19 protein-coding genes and 2 pseudogenes are annotated in these 17,643 nt (G+C 30.8%); 14 read left to right on the forward strand and 7 right to left on the reverse strand.

Features of this window, described 5'->3' with window-relative positions:
• Positions 1-89: 89 nt before the first annotated feature.
• Positions 90-422, reverse strand: a complete 333-nt coding sequence (locus tag MN187_RS01120; protein ID WP_241699694.1) for a winged helix-turn-helix transcriptional regulator — start codon at positions 420-422, stop codon at positions 90-92.
• Positions 423-609: 187 nt separating this feature from the next.
• Between MN187_RS01120 and MN187_RS01125 the strand changes: the two genes are divergently transcribed.
• The 4 genes from MN187_RS01125 (at position 610) to MN187_RS01140 (ending at position 5,216) form a co-directional block, all read left to right on the forward strand.
• The gene (locus MN187_RS01125) at positions 610-1,725 is read left to right on the forward strand and encodes an S-(hydroxymethyl)glutathione dehydrogenase/class III alcohol dehydrogenase (RefSeq protein WP_241699695.1); all 1,116 of its coding nucleotides are present in this window, start codon (positions 610-612) and stop codon (positions 1,723-1,725) included.
• Positions 1,726-1,729: 4 nt separating this feature from the next.
• The gene (gene fghA, locus MN187_RS01130) at positions 1,730-2,575 is read left to right on the forward strand and encodes an S-formylglutathione hydrolase (RefSeq protein WP_241699696.1); all 846 of its coding nucleotides are present in this window, start codon (positions 1,730-1,732) and stop codon (positions 2,573-2,575) included.
• A 168-nt stretch (positions 2,576-2,743) separates the two neighbouring features.
• A complete protein-coding gene (locus MN187_RS01135; RefSeq protein ID WP_241699697.1) occupies positions 2,744-3,106 on the forward strand; it encodes an ArsR/SmtB family transcription factor in 363 nt (120 codons plus the stop codon).
• Entirely contained in the window at positions 3,099-5,216 is a 2,118-nt protein-coding gene (locus tag MN187_RS01140) for a heavy metal translocating P-type ATPase (RefSeq protein WP_241699698.1), read from the forward strand. The genes MN187_RS01135 and MN187_RS01140 overlap by 8 nt, the downstream gene beginning before the upstream one ends.
• A gap of 1,134 nt (positions 5,217-6,350) precedes the next feature.
• Here MN187_RS01140 and MN187_RS01145 read toward each other — a convergent pair.
• Both MN187_RS01145 and MN187_RS01150 read right to left on the reverse strand, forming a co-directional pair.
• Entirely contained in the window at positions 6,351-7,277 is a 927-nt protein-coding gene (locus tag MN187_RS01145) for a replication initiation protein (protein WP_241699705.1), read from the reverse strand.
• 497 nt (positions 7,278-7,774) lie between these two features.
• Positions 7,775-8,197, reverse strand: coding sequence for a hypothetical protein (locus MN187_RS01150; protein ID WP_242094045.1), 423 nt, complete (start codon positions 8,195-8,197; stop codon positions 7,775-7,777).
• 148 nt (positions 8,198-8,345) lie between these two features.
• On the opposite strand from MN187_RS01150, the gene MN187_RS01155 reads away from it, so the two are divergent.
• The 3 genes and pseudogenes from MN187_RS01155 to MN187_RS01165 form a co-directional block, all read left to right on the forward strand.
• Positions 8,346-8,444, forward strand: coding sequence for a type I toxin-antitoxin system Fst family toxin (locus tag MN187_RS01155; RefSeq protein WP_241699702.1), 99 nt, complete (start codon positions 8,346-8,348; stop codon positions 8,442-8,444).
• Positions 8,445-8,840: 396 nt separating this feature from the next.
• Positions 8,841-10,106, forward strand: coding sequence for a TIGR00341 family protein (locus tag MN187_RS01160; protein WP_241699223.1), 1,266 nt, complete (start codon positions 8,841-8,843; stop codon positions 10,104-10,106).
• Positions 10,107-10,508: 402 nt separating this feature from the next.
• Positions 10,509-11,300, forward strand: a pseudogene (locus MN187_RS01165) (transposase); the annotation flags it as partial.
• A gap of 63 nt (positions 11,301-11,363) precedes the next feature.
• Here the strand turns inward: MN187_RS01165 and MN187_RS01170 are convergent.
• A pseudogene (locus tag MN187_RS01170) lies at positions 11,364-11,686 on the reverse strand (DUF4822 domain-containing protein); the annotation flags it as partial.
• Between the two features lie 311 nt (positions 11,687-11,997).
• On the opposite strand from MN187_RS01170, the gene MN187_RS01175 reads away from it, so the two are divergent.
• The 4 genes from MN187_RS01175 (at position 11,998) to MN187_RS01185 (ending at position 13,911) form a co-directional block, all read left to right on the forward strand.
• Positions 11,998-12,330, forward strand: coding sequence for a hypothetical protein (locus MN187_RS01175; RefSeq protein WP_117972370.1), 333 nt, complete (start codon positions 11,998-12,000; stop codon positions 12,328-12,330).
• Positions 12,327-12,419, forward strand: coding sequence for a histidine kinase dimerization/phospho-acceptor domain-containing protein (locus tag MN187_RS10590; protein ID WP_117972371.1), 93 nt, complete (start codon positions 12,327-12,329; stop codon positions 12,417-12,419). The genes MN187_RS01175 and MN187_RS10590 overlap by 4 nt, the downstream gene beginning before the upstream one ends.
• A 358-nt stretch (positions 12,420-12,777) precedes the next feature.
• Complete coding sequence (locus MN187_RS01180; protein ID WP_233519165.1) at positions 12,778-13,188, forward strand: response regulator transcription factor; 411 nt, start codon at positions 12,778-12,780, stop codon at positions 13,186-13,188.
• 105 nt (positions 13,189-13,293) lie between these two features.
• Positions 13,294-13,911: a DUF3427 domain-containing protein gene (locus tag MN187_RS01185; RefSeq protein ID WP_241699224.1), complete on the forward strand. Its 618-nt coding sequence runs from the start codon at positions 13,294-13,296 to the stop codon at positions 13,909-13,911.
• A gap of 41 nt (positions 13,912-13,952) precedes the next feature.
• Here MN187_RS01185 and MN187_RS10520 read toward each other — a convergent pair whose 3' ends face one another.
• Positions 13,953-14,087, reverse strand: a complete 135-nt coding sequence (locus MN187_RS10520) for a hypothetical protein (RefSeq protein ID WP_255424286.1) — start codon at positions 14,085-14,087, stop codon at positions 13,953-13,955.
• A gap of 87 nt (positions 14,088-14,174) precedes the next feature.
• On the opposite strand from MN187_RS10520, the gene MN187_RS01190 reads away from it, so the two are divergent.
• From MN187_RS01190 to MN187_RS01200, 3 genes are all read left to right on the forward strand, one after another.
• The gene (locus MN187_RS01190; RefSeq protein WP_117972374.1) at positions 14,175-14,570 is read left to right on the forward strand and encodes a DUF1722 domain-containing protein; all 396 of its coding nucleotides are present in this window, start codon (positions 14,175-14,177) and stop codon (positions 14,568-14,570) included.
• A gap of 86 nt (positions 14,571-14,656) precedes the next feature.
• On the forward strand, positions 14,657-15,442 hold the full coding sequence (gene yghU / locus MN187_RS01195) for a glutathione-dependent disulfide-bond oxidoreductase (RefSeq protein WP_117972375.1): 786 nt from the start codon (positions 14,657-14,659) through the stop codon (positions 15,440-15,442).
• 128 nt (positions 15,443-15,570) lie between these two features.
• Positions 15,571-15,795, forward strand: coding sequence for a sortase domain-containing protein (locus MN187_RS01200; RefSeq protein ID WP_117972376.1), 225 nt, complete (start codon positions 15,571-15,573; stop codon positions 15,793-15,795).
• A 149-nt stretch (positions 15,796-15,944) separates the two neighbouring features.
• On the opposite strand, the gene budA is transcribed toward MN187_RS01200, so the two are convergent.
• Both budA and MN187_RS01210 read right to left on the reverse strand, forming a co-directional pair.
• A complete protein-coding gene (budA, locus tag MN187_RS01205) occupies positions 15,945-16,655 on the reverse strand; it encodes an acetolactate decarboxylase (protein WP_117972377.1) in 711 nt (236 codons plus the stop codon).
• A gap of 412 nt (positions 16,656-17,067) precedes the next feature.
• Positions 17,068-17,529 carry a Dps family protein gene (locus tag MN187_RS01210; protein ID WP_117972378.1) on the reverse strand — a complete coding sequence of 154 codons (462 nt, stop codon included), beginning with the start codon at positions 17,527-17,529 and terminating at the stop codon, positions 17,068-17,070.
• Positions 17,530-17,643: the final 114 nt, after the last annotated feature.

Genomic DNA, 17,643 nt, shown 5'->3' on the forward strand with positions numbered 1-17,643 from the left:
GATATACTAGCAAATCTTCTTGTTTTCGCATATTTATTATATCATGATTCTAAATAACAATCAAAATCCATTGTTTACATATTTTTTTATTACTTAATACTATTCCAAAACTTATCACCCCATGCACATATATTATCGACTATTGGTAATAATTCCATTCCAATATCTGTTAGTTGGTATTCAACTTTTGGAGGAACTACAGGGTATACAGTTCGTTTAACTATGTTGTCTTTTTCTAGTTCACGTAACTGCCTAATAATCATTCTTTGATTAATATCTGGCAGCATCTTTTCTATTTCGCTTAATCGTAATATAGGTTTTTGTAACAAAGACCAGACAATTGCTATTTTATATTTTCCGCCAATAACAGACATAGCTAAATCCTTAGTATTGACAAAATATTTTTCATTGTAATTATACATAAAAGGAACCTCATTATTGTTTTTGATTTATATTTTTAGAAATTATATCAATTAAAATCTATAGTGTCAAAAACATCAGTATTGCTTTTTTTGTCATTGTTTATATAATAAGCAATAACGTACAAAAAGGATTTTAATAAATAAGATAGATGAGTAATCTAATTATGAAAATGGATGGAGAATAGTTATGAAAAGTAGAGCTGCTGTTGCATTTGGTCCAAATAGACCATTAGAAATTGTAGAGATTGATGTGGAAGATCCAAAAGAAAATGAAGTTATGGTTAAAATATTGTATACATCTGTCTGCCATACAGATGCTTATACTTTATCAGGTGAAGATCCTGAAGGTGTATTTCCTGTTGTGTTAGGACATGAGGGAGCTGGAGTCGTTGTAAAAGTTGGTTCTGGTGTTACATCAGTTAAAGAAGGAGATCACGTTATACCTTTATACACAGCAGAATGTGGTAAATGTAAATTTTGTTTATCTGGAAAAACAAATTTATGTTCTGCTGTAAGAGAATCACAAGGAAAAGGAGTAATGCCTGATGGTACAACTCGTTTTTCATATAACGGTGAACCAATTTATCATTACATGGGTACCAGTACTTTTAGTGAGTATACAGTAGTAAACGAAATTAATTTAGTGAAAATAAATGAAAATGCACCATTAGAAAAAGTTGGATTGCTAGGTTGTGGTGTTACAACAGGTATAGGTGCAGTTGAAAATACAGCAAAAGTCGAAGAAGGGGCTATTACTGCTGTATTTGGTTTAGGAGCTATTGGTCTTGCAGTTATTCAAGGTTTAAAGAAAGTTAATGCTCAATGTATTATTGCAGTCGATACGAATCCTGATAAATGGGAATTAGCGAAAAAGATGGGAGCTACTGACTTTGTAAATCCTAAAGATTATGAAAAATCAATACAAGAAGTAATAGTTGAAATGACAGATGGAGGTGTAGACTATAGTTTCGAATGCATTGGAAATGTTGAAGTAATGCGATCTGCATTAGAATCATGCCATAAAGGATGGGGAGAGAGTATTATTATTGGAGTTGCTGGAGCAGGAAAAGAGATTCACACGCGCCCATTCCAATTAGTAACAGGACGTGTATGGAAAGGCTCTGCTTTTGGAGGAGTGAAAGGTCGAACCCAATTACCTGGCATGGTTGAAGAATTTATGGATGGAAAGATTGATTTAGATTCGTTTATTACACATAGACTAAGTTTCTCACAAATTAATGAATCATTTAAGTTACTGCATAACGGTGAATCAATTCGAACTATGTTAACTTATGGAGATTAGATGTATGGACTTGAAAATATTGGAAATTCATACTTCTTTTGGTGGAAAGCAAATTAAATATCAGCATACTTCAAAAATTTTGAAATGTGAAATGATATTTAGTTTATTTTTACCAGAATCTAAATCAGAAACTGAAACAGTTCCACTTATTTGGTGGTTGGCAGGTTTAACTTGTACAGATGATAATTTTAGTCAAAAAGGAGCATTTCAGAAATATGCTTCTGAGCAAAACGTTGCATTTATTATGCCAGATACATCACCTAGAGGCAATGTTGCTGATAGTGATGACTGGGATTTAGGACAGGGAGCTAGTTTTTATATAAATGCTACTTTAGAACCATGGAAAGAAAATTTTCAAATGTATGATTATCTAACTAAAGAACTTCCTGAAATTGTGTACACTTTAATTCCAAATTTCTCAGGAAAAGAAAGCATTATGGGACATTCAATGGGAGGTCATGGTGCATTAGTACTTGGGCTAAGAAATCCAAACCGATTTGTTTCTATCTCAGCATTTGCTCCAATATCTAATCCAAGCAACGTTCCTTGGGGGAAAAAAGCCTTCTCCTCTTATTTAGGAAATGATAAGTCAGCATGGAAAGAATGGGATGCTACAGAAATTATAAAAAAATCAACCAAAAATAATGTTCCGATATTAATAACACAAGGTACAGATGATAACTTCTATGAGTTACAATTAGATGAAGAGGCATTTTTATCTGCTGCTAAAAATGTTGATAGAGACGTAACATATAAAAGAGAAATAGGTTATGATCATAGTTATTTTACTATAGCAACATTTATTGAAAGTCATATTAAATTTCATTTAAGAGAATTAAAAAAAATATAAAAGGAAAGCCTTCAGAATTATACTGAAGGCTTTAAGTATTTTGTAGAGTTAACATAAATCAAATTATACCTAGTGAAATCAAATACAATCAAACTTGTACTTGATTATTACAATCTGTTTATATATAATCAAGTATGAACTTGAATGAGTGATTTTGGAGGAATAAACGTGACAAATGAAATATGTGAGATTACTTGTATTCATGAGGAGCAAGTAACTAATTCAAAAGAGAGATTAAAAAATACTAATAGCAAAGATCTAAGTTCTTTATTTAAAATTTTATCAGATGAAAATAGATTCAAAATATTACATGCTTTAGCTTATGAAGATCAACTATGTGTATGTGACGTAGCCAATATTATTGGAGCAACTATGGCAAATACATCACATCATTTGCAATCATTAAAAAAATTAGGTGTTGTAGATAGTAAAAAAATAGGCAAATTAGTTTATTATTTTAGTTCTGATGATAGGATTGTTGAATTGATAAATTTTGGAAAACAACTAGAAAAGGGTGATAGATATGAGTAAAGAAACTTCTAGTAAAACATATCGAGTAGAGGGATTAAGCTGTACGAATTGTGCTGCTAAATTTGAAAAAAATGTTAAAAGTATTGAAGGTGTAACAGATGCAAAAGTAAACTTTGGTGCTGGAAAAATTAAAGTTGAGGGAACATCTTCCATTCAAGAAATTAAGTCTGCTGGAGCTTTTGAAAATCTAATTATTCAAGATGAGGACAATCAAGAATCTGAAGGGGAACAGAAAGATTCTTTCTTGAAACGTAATTGGACATTAGTTATTTCAGTAATATTAATAGCCATAGCTTTTTATTTTAGAGCTACTGCAGGCGAGAATGATATCATAACTAAAAGCTTATTTATATCAGCTATCGTTATTGGTGGATTTAGTTTATTTACAGAAGGAATTAAGGATTTACTTAAATTAAACTTTTCAATGGAAGTTTTAATGACAATAGCAATTATAGGCGCATCAATTATAGGTGAATGGGCTGAAGGTTCTATTGTAGTTATCTTATTCGCTGTTAGTGAAGCCCTTGAACGATTTTCAATGGATAAAGCAAGACAATCTATTCGTTCGTTAATGGATATAGCACCAAAAGAAGCTTTGATTAGAAGAAATAACGAAGAAAAAATGATAAATGTTTCTGATATTCAAATAGGAGATATTATGGTTATTAAACCAGGGCAAAAAATAGCTATGGATGGGGTAGTCATTAAAGGACATTCTGCTGTTAATCAAGCAGCAATAACGGGTGAGTCTGTTCCAATTGAAAAACAAAATAAGGACGAAATTTTTGCAGGTACTTTAAATGGAGAGGGGATTTTAGAAGTGGAAGTGACTAAACATGTTAATGATACAACCATTGCTAAAATCATTCATTTAGTGGAAGAAGCACAAGGAGAACGAGCACCTGCACAAGCATTCGTTGATAACTTTGCTAAATACTATACCCCTTCTATCATGGCTATTTCGGCTTTAATTATCATTATTCCACCATTGTTTTTTGGTGGTGATTGGAATAAGTGGTTGTACCAGGGTTTATCACTATTAGTAGTTGGTTGTCCTTGTTCATTAGTTATCTCAACACCTGTTTCAATCGTTTCAGCTATTGGAAATTCAGCTAAAAATGGTGTGCTGGTAAAAGGAGGTATTTATCTCGAAGAAATCGGAGGATTAAAAGCAATCGCTTTTGATAAAACAGGGACTTTAACCAAAGGAACGCCTTCTGTAACAGACTTTGTTGTAAGTGACACAAATCAAGAAAATCAGTACTTATCTATCATTTCAGCGTTAGAAATACTTTCTCAACATCCTTTAGCTTCAGCCATTCTTAAAGAAGCTGATAGAAGAGAGTCAAACTATCAAATGATCGATATTATGAATTTTAAATCAGTAACTGGTAAAGGAATTAAAGGTGATTATCAAGGTACAACTTATTTTGTTGGAAGTCCTAAATTATTTGATTCAGAATTAATTAGGCAAGCTAGTGTCATGAAAAATTATGAGAAGTTACAAGAGCAAGGAAAAACCGTCATGATTTTTGGAACAGCACAAAATATTTTGGCAATTATCGCAGTTGCTGATGAATTAAGAAAGTCAAGTTCAGAAGTAATCGCTAAGCTTCATCAGTTAGGTATTGAACATACAATTATGTTAACTGGTGACAATATCAGAACAGCTAAATCAATTGGAGAACAAGTTGGTGTGACAGACATTAAAGGTGATTTAATGCCACAAGATAAGTTAGAGTATATTAAAGAGCTTAAAGAAAAGTATGGAAAAGTGGCTATGGTAGGAGACGGAGTAAATGATGCTCCTGCGTTAGCATCAGCAACTGTTGGGATTGCAATGGGTGGGGCTGGAACGGACACTGCTTTAGAAACAGCTGATGTTGCCTTAATGGGTGATGATTTACAAAAGTTACCGTTTATTGTTAATCTTAGTCGAAAAACATTAAAAATTATAAAACAAAATATTACTTTCTCTTTAAGCATTAAATTCTTAGCTTTATTGCTAATTATTCCAGGATGGTTATCACTTTGGATTGCTATTGTTGCAGATATGGGAGCAACTTTATTAGTAACACTTAATGGATTGAGATTGATGAAACAGAAGTAAGAAATAGTTATTTATCTCGTTGATTAACATAATCTCGCTTTTAAGAAGTATCATACCTACCAACGGATTCAGTTCGCGAGATTGTGAATGCCAATTGGTCTACATAAACAGTCAAAAAAGAATCCCATCAAGTGGCGATTCTTTTTTTTTCGAGATAGTGAAAGACACCCAATCATTTTTTTTGTTTCGTGTTATTTTTTGTTGATTGATTAGATGAAAAAAATAAAAAAGATGTCACCAAGTAAAACAAAAAAATTAAAAAAATTTTTAAAAGCCTGCGAACAAAAAGAAAAAAGAGAGAGAAAAACTGTTGTCTTTTTTGAAAAACAACTGGTGTGACAAATGAAAAAAAATCACGTGTATTAAAAAAAGTTTGGTGAAAAAAATTAAAAAAGAGACCAGACTAAAAATCAAGTATTGCCAAAAAATCAATAAGGCAAGCAACGGGTTTGTCATGACAAACCCAAAAATTGAATTTTTTTAAGCTTGTTAGGTTGCACCTAAGACCGCTGAAAAAATAAAAACACTTTTCCAAAAGTAAGGAAAAGTGTTTATTTTTTTGTCGCGCTGCTCGATACTTTTTTGAATTCAAAAAATAATTTTCTGATTAACGGAATTCTCTTTTTAAATGATTCAAACTGTTTTTTCTAACGATTTCTTTTTCAACTTTTTCAAATTCTTTTTATTTCTGAACGTGAAAATTTAACTCATGTGTGTCGATTTTTAAATCTAAAACGTCATTTTTTTTTGACTTATTTTTTTATAGATGAGTCATTCAATCATTAGTCATCTTACTTTTGGCCAATTTTGCGTTTAAGAGCATAAGGGAAACTGCCAACAGGCAAGCTGTTGGGTTGATAGTATCAACGTTTCCGATGTAACATGATTTTTTCTCGTTTGCACTGTTTTAACACACCTTTGACACACCTTTTAACCACCTTTAACACACCTTTGACACACCTTTAACACACCTTTTAACCACCTTTGACATACACTATTTTTTATCAATAAAAGAATTATCCTAAATCATTTCAATTGAAAAATTAGTTTTTCAAAAAAAAAAAAATAAAAAACTTTTCCAAAAGTATGGAGAAGTTTTTCTACTTTGTCGTGTTGTTCGAAATAGTTTTCTGATTAATGGAAACCACTTTTTAAATCATCTAAAATATCTTTTCGAAGTTTTTCTTCTTCAATTTTTTCAAATTCTTTTTGTTTCTGAGCGTAAAAATCTGACTCATGTGTGCCAATTTTTAAACCTAATACTTTATCTTTTGCGACCCATTTTTCTTCTTGAGAAAGATCACCATTGTGTTCGATATTAAATATTTTTTGTCGTAAGTCTTCGCGTTCTCCTTTAGAAAAGTCATTAGCATTTTTATTTTCTGGTTTAAAAGCAAATTGGTAACCAACAACAGGTTTCCCACGTCCTTTACCATATTTCTTACGAATGGTAAGACCGCGAAATAATGGAGTTAATTCGTCTTTAATAGGCTTTAAGACTCTTTTATCAAGATTAGCAGGTTCTTTCAAATAACTTTTAGGAATATCTAAAAGCTCAAAAAAATCTTCTTTAGAGAAATATGCATAGCCCGTTGTTCGAAATTGTTTTAACAATCGAAACATGGTTTTTGAATAACTGCTTTGTAGGTCATTAAACTGTTGAAGAGAATAACGAACCCATTCGTCTAAGTCATTGAGTAAAGGAATAGCTTTTTCATGTATTTGAATTTCAGCATAAGGGGAATCTGCTTCTCCATTAATGTCGAATGAGCTAAATAAAACGAAACGCTCACGTCTCAAACCAGAGGCGCTTCTACGACCAAATCTCAAATCCATTAATTTGTCATACGTTTCTTCTAAGTCATCAATAAAACGATTATTGGCAGTTGCTTTATAATCACTTAATTCTTTAAGTTGGCTAAAAGAGAAGGTTACTTTATTTTGCCCCTTATCACGCATTCTAGAGATAATTGAAAAAAATAAATTCATTTGAACAGGGGTAAACTTTCTCAAAGGAATAGTATTTAATTCTGTATGATGTTTAACTAATTCATTAACCATAAACGCACCTCACATTAATATAATATTTATAAAGTACATATTACAAGTTCAAGTACTTTAAGTAAAGACTTAAAACAGACAAAATGTACTTATAAATATTCTGTATCCATTGGGGGAGTAAGGATTAAACAAGGTCTAAAAGAGGTTTAAAAGAGGTTTAAAAGAGATTATAAAAGAGGGGATATATTTTCCCACCAAAACTTTTTCTTTATTTTGTTAAAATGATCTATGCGTACTATGAAAATATATAAAAAGGAGTGAGAGAAAACCACTCTCACATTGAACTTGCAGCAGTCGCTATACGCTCCTTTGCTAAAACCTAACCCATTTCTCCAAAGAAATCATTCAACAGCCTTAAAACGCAAAAAAAGAGCTATTTAAGCTCATTTGATTAAAAACCTTATTCAGATAAGTAAAACGTCTTTCAGACGGTCAGGGTAAACCCTAACAACCCTAGAGTGGAAATCAGTAGTAAATGACAAGAATAAAAAGCGAGTTTATTTCCACCACTGCCACCATTTTTTAGTGTCTATGTTTTCTTCGAGTAATTTTGTATTCTTTTGTTGCTCGTAAAGTAGTAATTGTTGTTGTTGGTTTAGAATTGTTTGAAGTGAATTAATCTGCTCATCTTTTGACCTCAATTGTTTATTTTTATCTTTTACTTCCTTTTGCAAAAAATGATTAGAATCTTCAAGGCTTTTAATATATTGAGCTTTAAAATCAACTGCAACATCATTTATTTCGGCGTTTTGGTCTTTATTTTTAGATAAACCTTTCATAACAAGGTTTACAACCGCATCATCATACAGTAACGTTTGTCCATTTTTAGTCACTTCTGTTGCACCAATTGTTTTGACGTATCTTGATACAGTCATTTTTGAAACATCAAGCATATCAGCCATTTCTTTAATACTTTTCATCATAAACCTCCTGTAACAAATCATAACAACATGCTACCACTTTTGTTGTGGTCATAAAAGATAGTATAAAATGTTAGAAAAATTATGCTATATTAATTAATGGCACTTAGCCTACCAAAGCTATTATAGGTTTGGAGGTGAAACTTGCATGGTTGAAAAACTTCTAACGTTAATTATCGCACCAATCATTGTTGGGGCAGTTCTTGAACTGTTTGCTTACTGGTTGGAAAAGCAAGACGATAATTAAAGGCTAATGCTAATCAACCCACACGCTTAGTCGCAAAGCGAAAAAAAAGCCCTAACCACTCGCAATGGTTGGGGCTTTTGTGCTATGAAACTTGCACTCGAAACTTCTAACGTTTTCGCACCTTTATTATATCATGGTTTTAAATTTCAATCAAAATACATAATTGATTAACATAAATCACGTTATGCATAGTTAAAAATAAGATGTTATACTTATTATAACCACTTGATATAAGTGTTATACAAAATAAGTTTTTAACATACCCCTCAATCCGTTAATCTATATTTTCTCAAATAATTGAGAAAATATAGATTAATAAATAACAACAGGTCCATAAGGTTTCCTACTAAAAATCGAAAGATAAAAACCTTAAATATAATATACAAGGATGAGAACATGAATACATACAATAAAAAAGATAATCCATTTTTAGTGAAAATTAATAGTGAATTACATTTTAACATCGAGGATATTATTATTCTAATTTGTTCTATTTTTATTGCATCTATTGGTTTGAATATGAATTCGACACCAATTGTTATAGGAGCAATGCTTATTTCTCCTCTAATGACTTCTGTGATAGGGATAGGAATTAGTTTGGCTTTTCAAGACACTTCCATTTTAAGAAAATCAATAACCTTACTAGCGCTACAAGTAATTGTCAGTCTAGTTGTTTCAACGCTATATTTTTCTTTCTCACCACTTACTTATGCAAGTAGTGAAATAATAGCCAGAACAAATCCTACAATCTGGGATGTTGTGATTGCTTTTACAGGAGGAGTAGCTGGTGTAATAGGGTTTAAGAAAAAAACTGCTAATAATATTGTTCCTGGAGTTGCTATTGCTACAGCACTTATGCCGCCTCTTTGTACATTGGGATATGCTATTTCAATTCAGAGTATGACTTATATTTTTGGTGCGTTCTATTTGTTTGTTATTAATATCTTTTTCATCAGTCTTTCGACATTTATAACTGTTTATATTTTTGAAGCAAAACATGATAAGCAGATTGATTCAATAAAAAAGAAATCAACAAATACAATGTTCATTATCTTGACGATTATTATCATTATACCTAGTATTTATACGGCTTCGTCAATGGTCAAAGATTCATTAAATGAAAATAATTTAAATCGATTTATTGAAAGTGAATTAAAAGACTCACTGATTTTAGAAAAGAAAATCTCAAAAGAAAAAAAGACAATTCATTTAACATTATCAGATACAAGTATCAATGATACTAAATTACAAAGTTTACAGAATAAATTACCAGAGTATCATCTAGGTAATATGGATTTAAATATTAAACAAATTACTGAAACAGATAGTTTATCTGGAAAAGAATTAGAACATTTAATTCGACAGCTGATTGACTCAGAAACTTCTGTGAGACCGTCCGTCAAGGAAGACCCCCAGACTCTAGAGGACTTCATTATTGAAAAAAACAAAATAATAAAAACAAACTTTCCACTTGATATTAAAAAATTATATATGAATTCAGAAGTAGCTAGTAATGAAAAACAAATTAAAAACGTGTTAACCATAGAGCTTAAATCCAATCTTACGAAGAGTTTAGAAAGTGACATAGAAAGCTATGTTTTAGATACTTATAATAATAAGATAGACAATTTATCAATAGTATTTAAGGAAGATGGAAATTAGATAAAGCGAAGATTGAAAATGGCTATGAGTTAGTCAAGAAAAGTTGACAAGAGGAAGTCTATTTTTGTGTATCTGTTGACAAATTATTATTCAGACTTATATTCATCCAATATTTTGTAAATCCTATCAAACTAAAATATAAATAAAGTATAGGCATGTTAATATGCAAAATTGTTGAATTAAACACCTTTAAAAAATGAAAAATAGGTTATTTTAACAAAAATTCTGGTAGCCGTTTTGATTGATTAAGAGTTTTACCGTACTGTTGACTAAATAAATATTATTACTAGCTAAAAAAAGCCCTCAGAATGATGAGGGCTTTCAGACTGTAGACAAAGTATTGATAAATTTCGATACTTTGTCTTTTTTTTTTGGTAAAATAGAGGAAAAGAGTGACTATTAATGTTGAAAAAGCAAGATATGAGTAAACGTAATCAAATAGGTTTTTATTCATTAGAAGACTTAGTTCCACAGGAACATCTTTTAAGAGATATTGATAAATACGTCAATTTTAGTTTTATTTATCAACTTGTTGAGGATAAATATGATCAGTCTAATGGACGACCTAGTTTAGATCCAGTTATGTTAATCAAACTTCCCTTGATGCAATACTTATACGGAATTAAGAGCATGAGACAAACGATTTAAGAAGTCGAAGTAAATATGGCTTACAGATGGTTTTTAGGTTTAGATATCCAAGACTCAGTCCCTCACTTTTCGACTTTTGGTAAAAATGACTCAAGAAGATTTAAAGGAACAGATATCTTTGAACAAATTTTTTATGGTATTTTAGCGCAGTGTATAGAAGCTCATTTAGTTGATACGTCTGAGGTATTTATTTATGGGACTCATATTAAAGCACATGCAAATAATAAAAAGTATGAAAACAAAGAAATAACTGAAGACACATTATTTTATGTAAATCACTTCAAAAAGAAGTTGAAATAGGAAGTTGAAATAGATAGAGAAAAACAATTAAAAAAGCCCTTAAAAAGAAAAAATTGAGACAAATACAAAGGTTAAAAAAATTAGTAAAAACGATGCTGACAGTGTCATAAAGGAGAACATAAACAAGTCTTTGCCTATGCCACACAAGTGGCATGTGATAAAAACGGATGGGTTTTAGGATATACAACGCATCCAGGTAATCAACATGATAGTCGTACTTTTATCTCTATTTACAATAAATTAAAAAGTCATTTCACTCTGAAGTCTCAAGGTCTTTATTAAGATCTTGAGACTTTTTGTTAATTTATCTTATGAATCAAACGTAATGCTTAGATTATATTCCTCAGAATAAGGAGCGTGTTCTACAAAGACCGTTACTTCTTTATCATCTTTATCTTTACCAGTACGTTTGTAAGTAAATTTTTGTCATTTAATTCTGTTAGTTCTAACACAGCACCGTATTTATTTTCTCCGATTGAGACATGAGCACGTCATTTATTGTGATCAATGATGTTAAAGTAACCAAAGTCTCCTTTTGGTTTCCTTGTATTAAGATCGAAAAAGTCATTTTTATTATGGGTTACATCGACTTTTGCTAAACTAATAAACATGCTATTTTCTTTTATTAAGTCTTCTTTTTTAAGTCTTCTTTTTGGGAAGAATCAGTTGTTGTACTTGATTGTGATGAGGCAGACTCACTAGGTGTTGTCGTCTGGCTATTTGTTGAACATCCCGTAAGAATAGTACCGGTTAACGCTGTTGCAAATAATAAAGTATCTAGTTTTCTTATTATTTAGATGGTTTAGTTGAAAAATCGATTAAAGGTCATGCCCCTAATTATGGAATCAATAATTTTGAACCGATTGAGACATTAGATAATGCTAGGTGGGTGTACCACTATATTAAATCGGATTTTTTATATAAGGATGGAAAATATGGTAGCATGATTATTTTAAAGCGAGAAAGTAATTTATTGGAATTTTTTACTAAATGGGGCGTGTGGTTAGTTATTTTTATTATCCTTGTAGCAGTATTGTTGGCTTCTTTAATTATTCAACGCTTGAAAAAACCGATTATTCAACCGATTAAACATTTAGAAGAGACAACTTTTTCCGTTCAAGAATCGGATAGCTTACCTAATATGATTGAACAGTTTCCTGATAAGAATATTGCGAAAGAAGTTGAACATTTACAGATTAGTTTTAAAAATATGTGGATAGAGTTAGAAAGAGCAAAAAAATCAGTGAATAGTACGAAGATAATCGTAAAGAATTGATTACTAACATCTCACATGATTTAAAAACACCCATCACTTCTATTATAGGATATGTTGAAGGAATGTTAGATGGTGTATCCAATACATAGGAAAAAAGCAACGCTATTTACAAACCATCTATAAAAAGTCTCAAAGTTTAAATGAATTAATTGAAGCATTATTTTTATAGTCAAAATTTAATATGGATGCTGTTCTTTTTCATTACGATCGAGTTAACTTAACTAACTTTATACAAGAACTTATGGAAGATTATTTAGTTGATGAGAAGGTAGAATGGACGGTAAATTTATCCGAAGAAGCGATTTATTATGATATATATACCATTCAATTTCATCGTGCATTGACCAATATTATTCAAAATAGTTTGAAATTTTTGGATTCAACAAAAAAATATCTAAGATCAGTCTTTCTTTAATTAACACAGAACAATCTGTCATAATTGAAGTAATAGATGATGGGATAATGACACAAGAACAAGTTAATAAAGTATTTCAAAGATTTTATCGAGGGGATAAGTCGAGAACCCCTTTTACAAAAGGGGCAGGTTTAGGTTTAAGTATTGTAGAATATATGATTAAACCATTTAGTCCAAATGAGTTAATTACCCGGGTTAAAGCACATTTATCACGTTTTTATAAGTTAACTAAACAAGCATCTTCAGAAAAAGTTCTGATAAAAATTGCTAATGTTTCCATTGAGTCATCTGATAGAAAAGTCTTTATTAATAATGAAGAGGTCATTTTTACAACTAAAGCATGTTCTTTATTACTTTTCCTAGTGACATATCCTAATATTGTTTGGAGTAAAGAAAAATTATTTGAAATGATTTGGGGAAGTGGGAATCGATTTAATATATAACCATTGTTAGCCTAGTCCATAAATTACTTATTTGCATCCAGCATTAGACCTATTTTATGAAATGAAACAGGCTAATATAAAAGTATAGCTAGGGGATGACGAATCATGGAAATTAAAGGATTAGAACTAACATTATTTTTTAAAGAGGCAAAGAAAAATGATTCATTTATTTTGTTTTTGAAAGATGTTATTGATACAGGATTAAAAAAATTAGAGTCGAAAGGTATGCCAGACAGCTTACAATTGTATTCTAAATATCGACGTAAAGATGTATTAAGATTGTTAAATATGAAATTTAATCAAAATGAACAAGGGATTGGTGGATACGCCTATAATAATAATCAGTTTGTTATATTTGTCGCACTAGCCAAAGGAAAAGAGTCCAAAGCATCTTTAATGGCCTATGAAGAAGTATTTATTGATGAACAGACATTCCATTGGTTTACTAAACCTTCTAGAACCATAGATTCTCCAGTAGTAACAATATTAAGAGATTCAGAAAACTGGACGATTCATTTATTTATAAAGCGTAAATACAATCAACAAGACAGAGAAACAGATGTTTATTATGTTGGAGAAATGAATCCTATCATTGAAACAATTGAACAGAACAAAAAGCCAACATCTGATAATACATTAAAAAATGTTGTTGAAATGGATTTTTTGTTAAAAAATAGAGTCGAACCTAACATGTATGAATTTTTAACGGGTAATTTAGATTAGTATAAATGAAAACAAGTAGCCTGAAAATTGGCTACTTGTTTTCATTTCTTTTTCTTCATGTAACTCTCACGTAATTTAGCAAGTTGTTCTTTTTTGTCAACTTTATTTGGTGTTTGTTTTTCATGATACTTAGAAACAGCGACTTTTCCTTTTTGATCTAATTGATATTTTCCCATAGAATCACCTCTTTTAATTGATTTGTCTTTGCATTTATAATATACCTTAATATATAAGGAAAACCAATGGAAAGATAGGAGGATTATATGGAGCAGACAGATAAGCAATTATTAAAAGAATTTCAAACATCATGGACTAAACATAAATATTGGGTGATGTCTCGTTCACAACAGGCATACAATGATATCCGTTTACTAGCTAAAGGCAATCAATGGACTCAAGAAAAACATGCCCAATATACAAACACATTATCTGAATTAGAGGATTATCAACCAACAGACAAAACCCTGACAGTTACTTACCAACATATTTGGGGATATTTTAAAAAGATTGCAACAGTTGAGGAAAAAAATAGATACAAAGATCTAATTGAAACAACACCTTTAAAAAGTAAAGAATTAGAAAATTTTTTAAAAGAGTTAAGTCAAAAGTATCATCAAACCTATTTATTGAATATAAAATGGGGACTGTCATCTAGCTAGATAAATGTAAAGTAAAAACGAAATGTTGGACAGTTTTTTTTTATAAGTGCTATCATAAACATAAAATAAGAGTAAGGAGTGATACTATGACAGACTATCAATTACCAAACATTTGGCAATGGGACGATGAAAATACCAATAGAGGTGGCAATCGACCAACAGCAGGAAGTCGATTTGATCAAACTTTGCCAATTGGAACAGCACCATTTCAAGTGTATTCATTAGGAACACCTAATGGCGTGAAGGTTACTATCCTATTTGAAGAATTGAAAGAATTAGGAGTGACAGGGGCAGATTACGACTTATACAAAATTAATATAGGTGAAGGAGATCAGTTTGGATCTGATTTTGTCTCAATTAATCCAAACTCTAAAATTCCAGCAATGGTTGATCAAAGTCAAACTCCACGAGTGGATGTATTTGAGTCAGGCTCTATTTTAGTTTATCTAGCTGAAAAATTCGGGAAATTTTTACCATCAAATATACATGAAAGAACAGAAACGCTTAATTGGCTATTTTGGCAGGTAGGGGCTGGACCTTTTGTTGGTGGTGGATTTGGCCATTTCTTTCACTATGCTCCTGAAAAGTTAAAATACCCAATTGATCGATATACAATGGAAACAAAAAGACAATTAGATTTACTAGACAAGGTTTTAGCTGATAGATCTTATATTGCTGGAGAAAATTATACTATTGCAGATATTGCTATTTGGTCATGGTATGGTCAACTTGTATTAGGTAAACTTTATGAGGGATCTGCAGAATTTTTAGATATTTCTAGTTATACTAATTTAATTGAATGGACGAATCGAATCGCTAAAAGACCTGGAGTAAAACGAGGATTGGCAGTAGAGTACCAATCAATTGATTAAATGAAAAATCTTCTAACTGTTGTGATTGGTTAGAAGATTTTTTTGTTATTTAGTTGAAAATTTAAATTTTGCAAAAAAAGCTGCCGCGCTACCTAGTAAAAGTAGCATCAAGCCAGGTAAAACAGTGCTTGACTGACTTAGAAACTGTTTATAAATATAAAATTGATGATATGACATATATTCAAGCTACCGATGTGCATGTGATTGAAAATCATGATGATCACTCCGAGTTAACGTTAATAACGTGTGATGAGACAGGAGAAGGACGTTCTATGGTGAAGGCCTCTTTTTTGAAGAAAATACCTACTGAAAAAACGAATCAATCTATTATAAAAGTAATGGATAAAAAATGAGGGGGATTTTATGAGACAAGGAAGAAGTAGCAGAGTAAAAAAACAAAAAATATATCCAATATTTTGGAAATGGTATTAGGTTTAATCACACCTATCATTGCATTTTGGAAATAAAAACCCCTCTCAATAAATTTGAGAGGAGTTTTTCATTATTCAACTTGTTTAATGACAGTATCTAATTTATTGATATCACTTAAATCGGCATGAATAAAGTCAGAATTATCAATGGGGTTACTTTGTAAAAATGAACGGAAGATTTGAGTATAAGCTATAACATGATCAATTTCTGCTGCTAAGACATGTCCACCTATAGATAAGTTATCAGCTAAGAAATGACTATGAAAGCCAGCAACAGTAACCCCTTGATATAGCATTGGAGAATAATAACTGATAAGTGTCCCTGTCACATTTTTGGCTGTAAATTCAACTTGATTTTCTCCTACTTTTTCTAAGTTAGGATAGGGTTTAACTGATTTTTTTGCTGAACGAGTTGTAATCTGTTTAAAGTTACCATGAAGTTTAACTGAAAAGAATAGGTTATTTCCTGAAATAAGTTGTTTAATATCATTTAGACAAGTTGTTAAATCGACATCGTGTACATCGGTTAGTAATTGATAGTGATCAAAGTGTGTATCTGCAAAAGTAATGTTAAAGGAGTCATTAAGAATTTCGGTTTCCCCGTAATGATTAATTTTATACCCAACCCCATCAATTATAATTAGTTCACCATCGATACCTTCACCAGTTCCAATTCCTGTATTACCATGAGAAAGTAATTCTTTTAAGGTAATTGATCCATCTAAAAGTCCTTCACTTAAAAGTTGCATGGTCCCTTGTTGAAAAAGACTATTATGAGACATGATGTATCCTTCTTTCCATTTTTATTAGTGCTTTTTATCTTATCATTACGCAGAAAGATATCAAGAAGATGATCTTTTCTCAGCATTTATTATTTGTAGTGCAAATAATCTATTATTAATCCAACAATAGAAAAAGTAATAAAAAAGAGAGGGATAATAATTAAAGGTGTTTTTAATAACAATATCTTATCAAGAAACTCATTCATTACACCTTGATTCAATAATAAGAAACTCAGATAGCTGAGCGAAGGTAAGATAAATAGCATAATTAATCTAGTTGCTAGACTGATTAGATAGTATTTTTTTCATCTTTTATCCTCTTTTTTTATCATAATACATTAAGGAGAATAACTGGTCTAATAAAAGAAAAAAACAGAACAAAAACCTGTTCTGTTTTATTATAAGTAGTTGTTTAAATTCCAGGAGCTTCATTAAGAGTTGCTTGTAGCATCCATACTTTTTTCTCAAGATCTGTCTTAAATGAAATAAAGATGTCTTGAGTTCCTAGGTCGCCTTCTTTTTCGCTCACTTCAATTCCTTTTTCATAAACACCGATTAGATATTTATAACCAGCGACTAAGTTTTTTAAGCGTTCAGGAATTGGTTTAGTATAGTTTCCCTTTTCATCTTTAATACCAGTGTTGTCAATAAATTCTTGCAAGGTAGAGTAAGGCTCGCCACCTAAAGTAATTAAGCGTTCAGAAATAACATCTAGCTGATCGTTTATTTCATCCATATACTCATCCATTAATGGGTGTAATGATAAAAATTCTGGTCCTCTCATATACCAATGCGTTTGATGAATAACCACCGAAAACTGACTTAAATCTGCTACTAATTGATTCAACGTACGTTTAGTTTCTTCTAATTTCATATATATCACCCTCCTAACTATATGATACAACTAAAGAAGAAAAATTACCAAAAATTTGAATACCCTTTATTGTTTTATCAAACAATTAATGAAGTCATGGTAAGTCTTATATTT

Origin of the sequence: Vagococcus sp. CY52-2, from assembly GCF_022655055.1 — a bacterium.
GTDB lineage: Bacteria > Bacillota > Bacilli > Lactobacillales > Vagococcaceae > Vagococcus.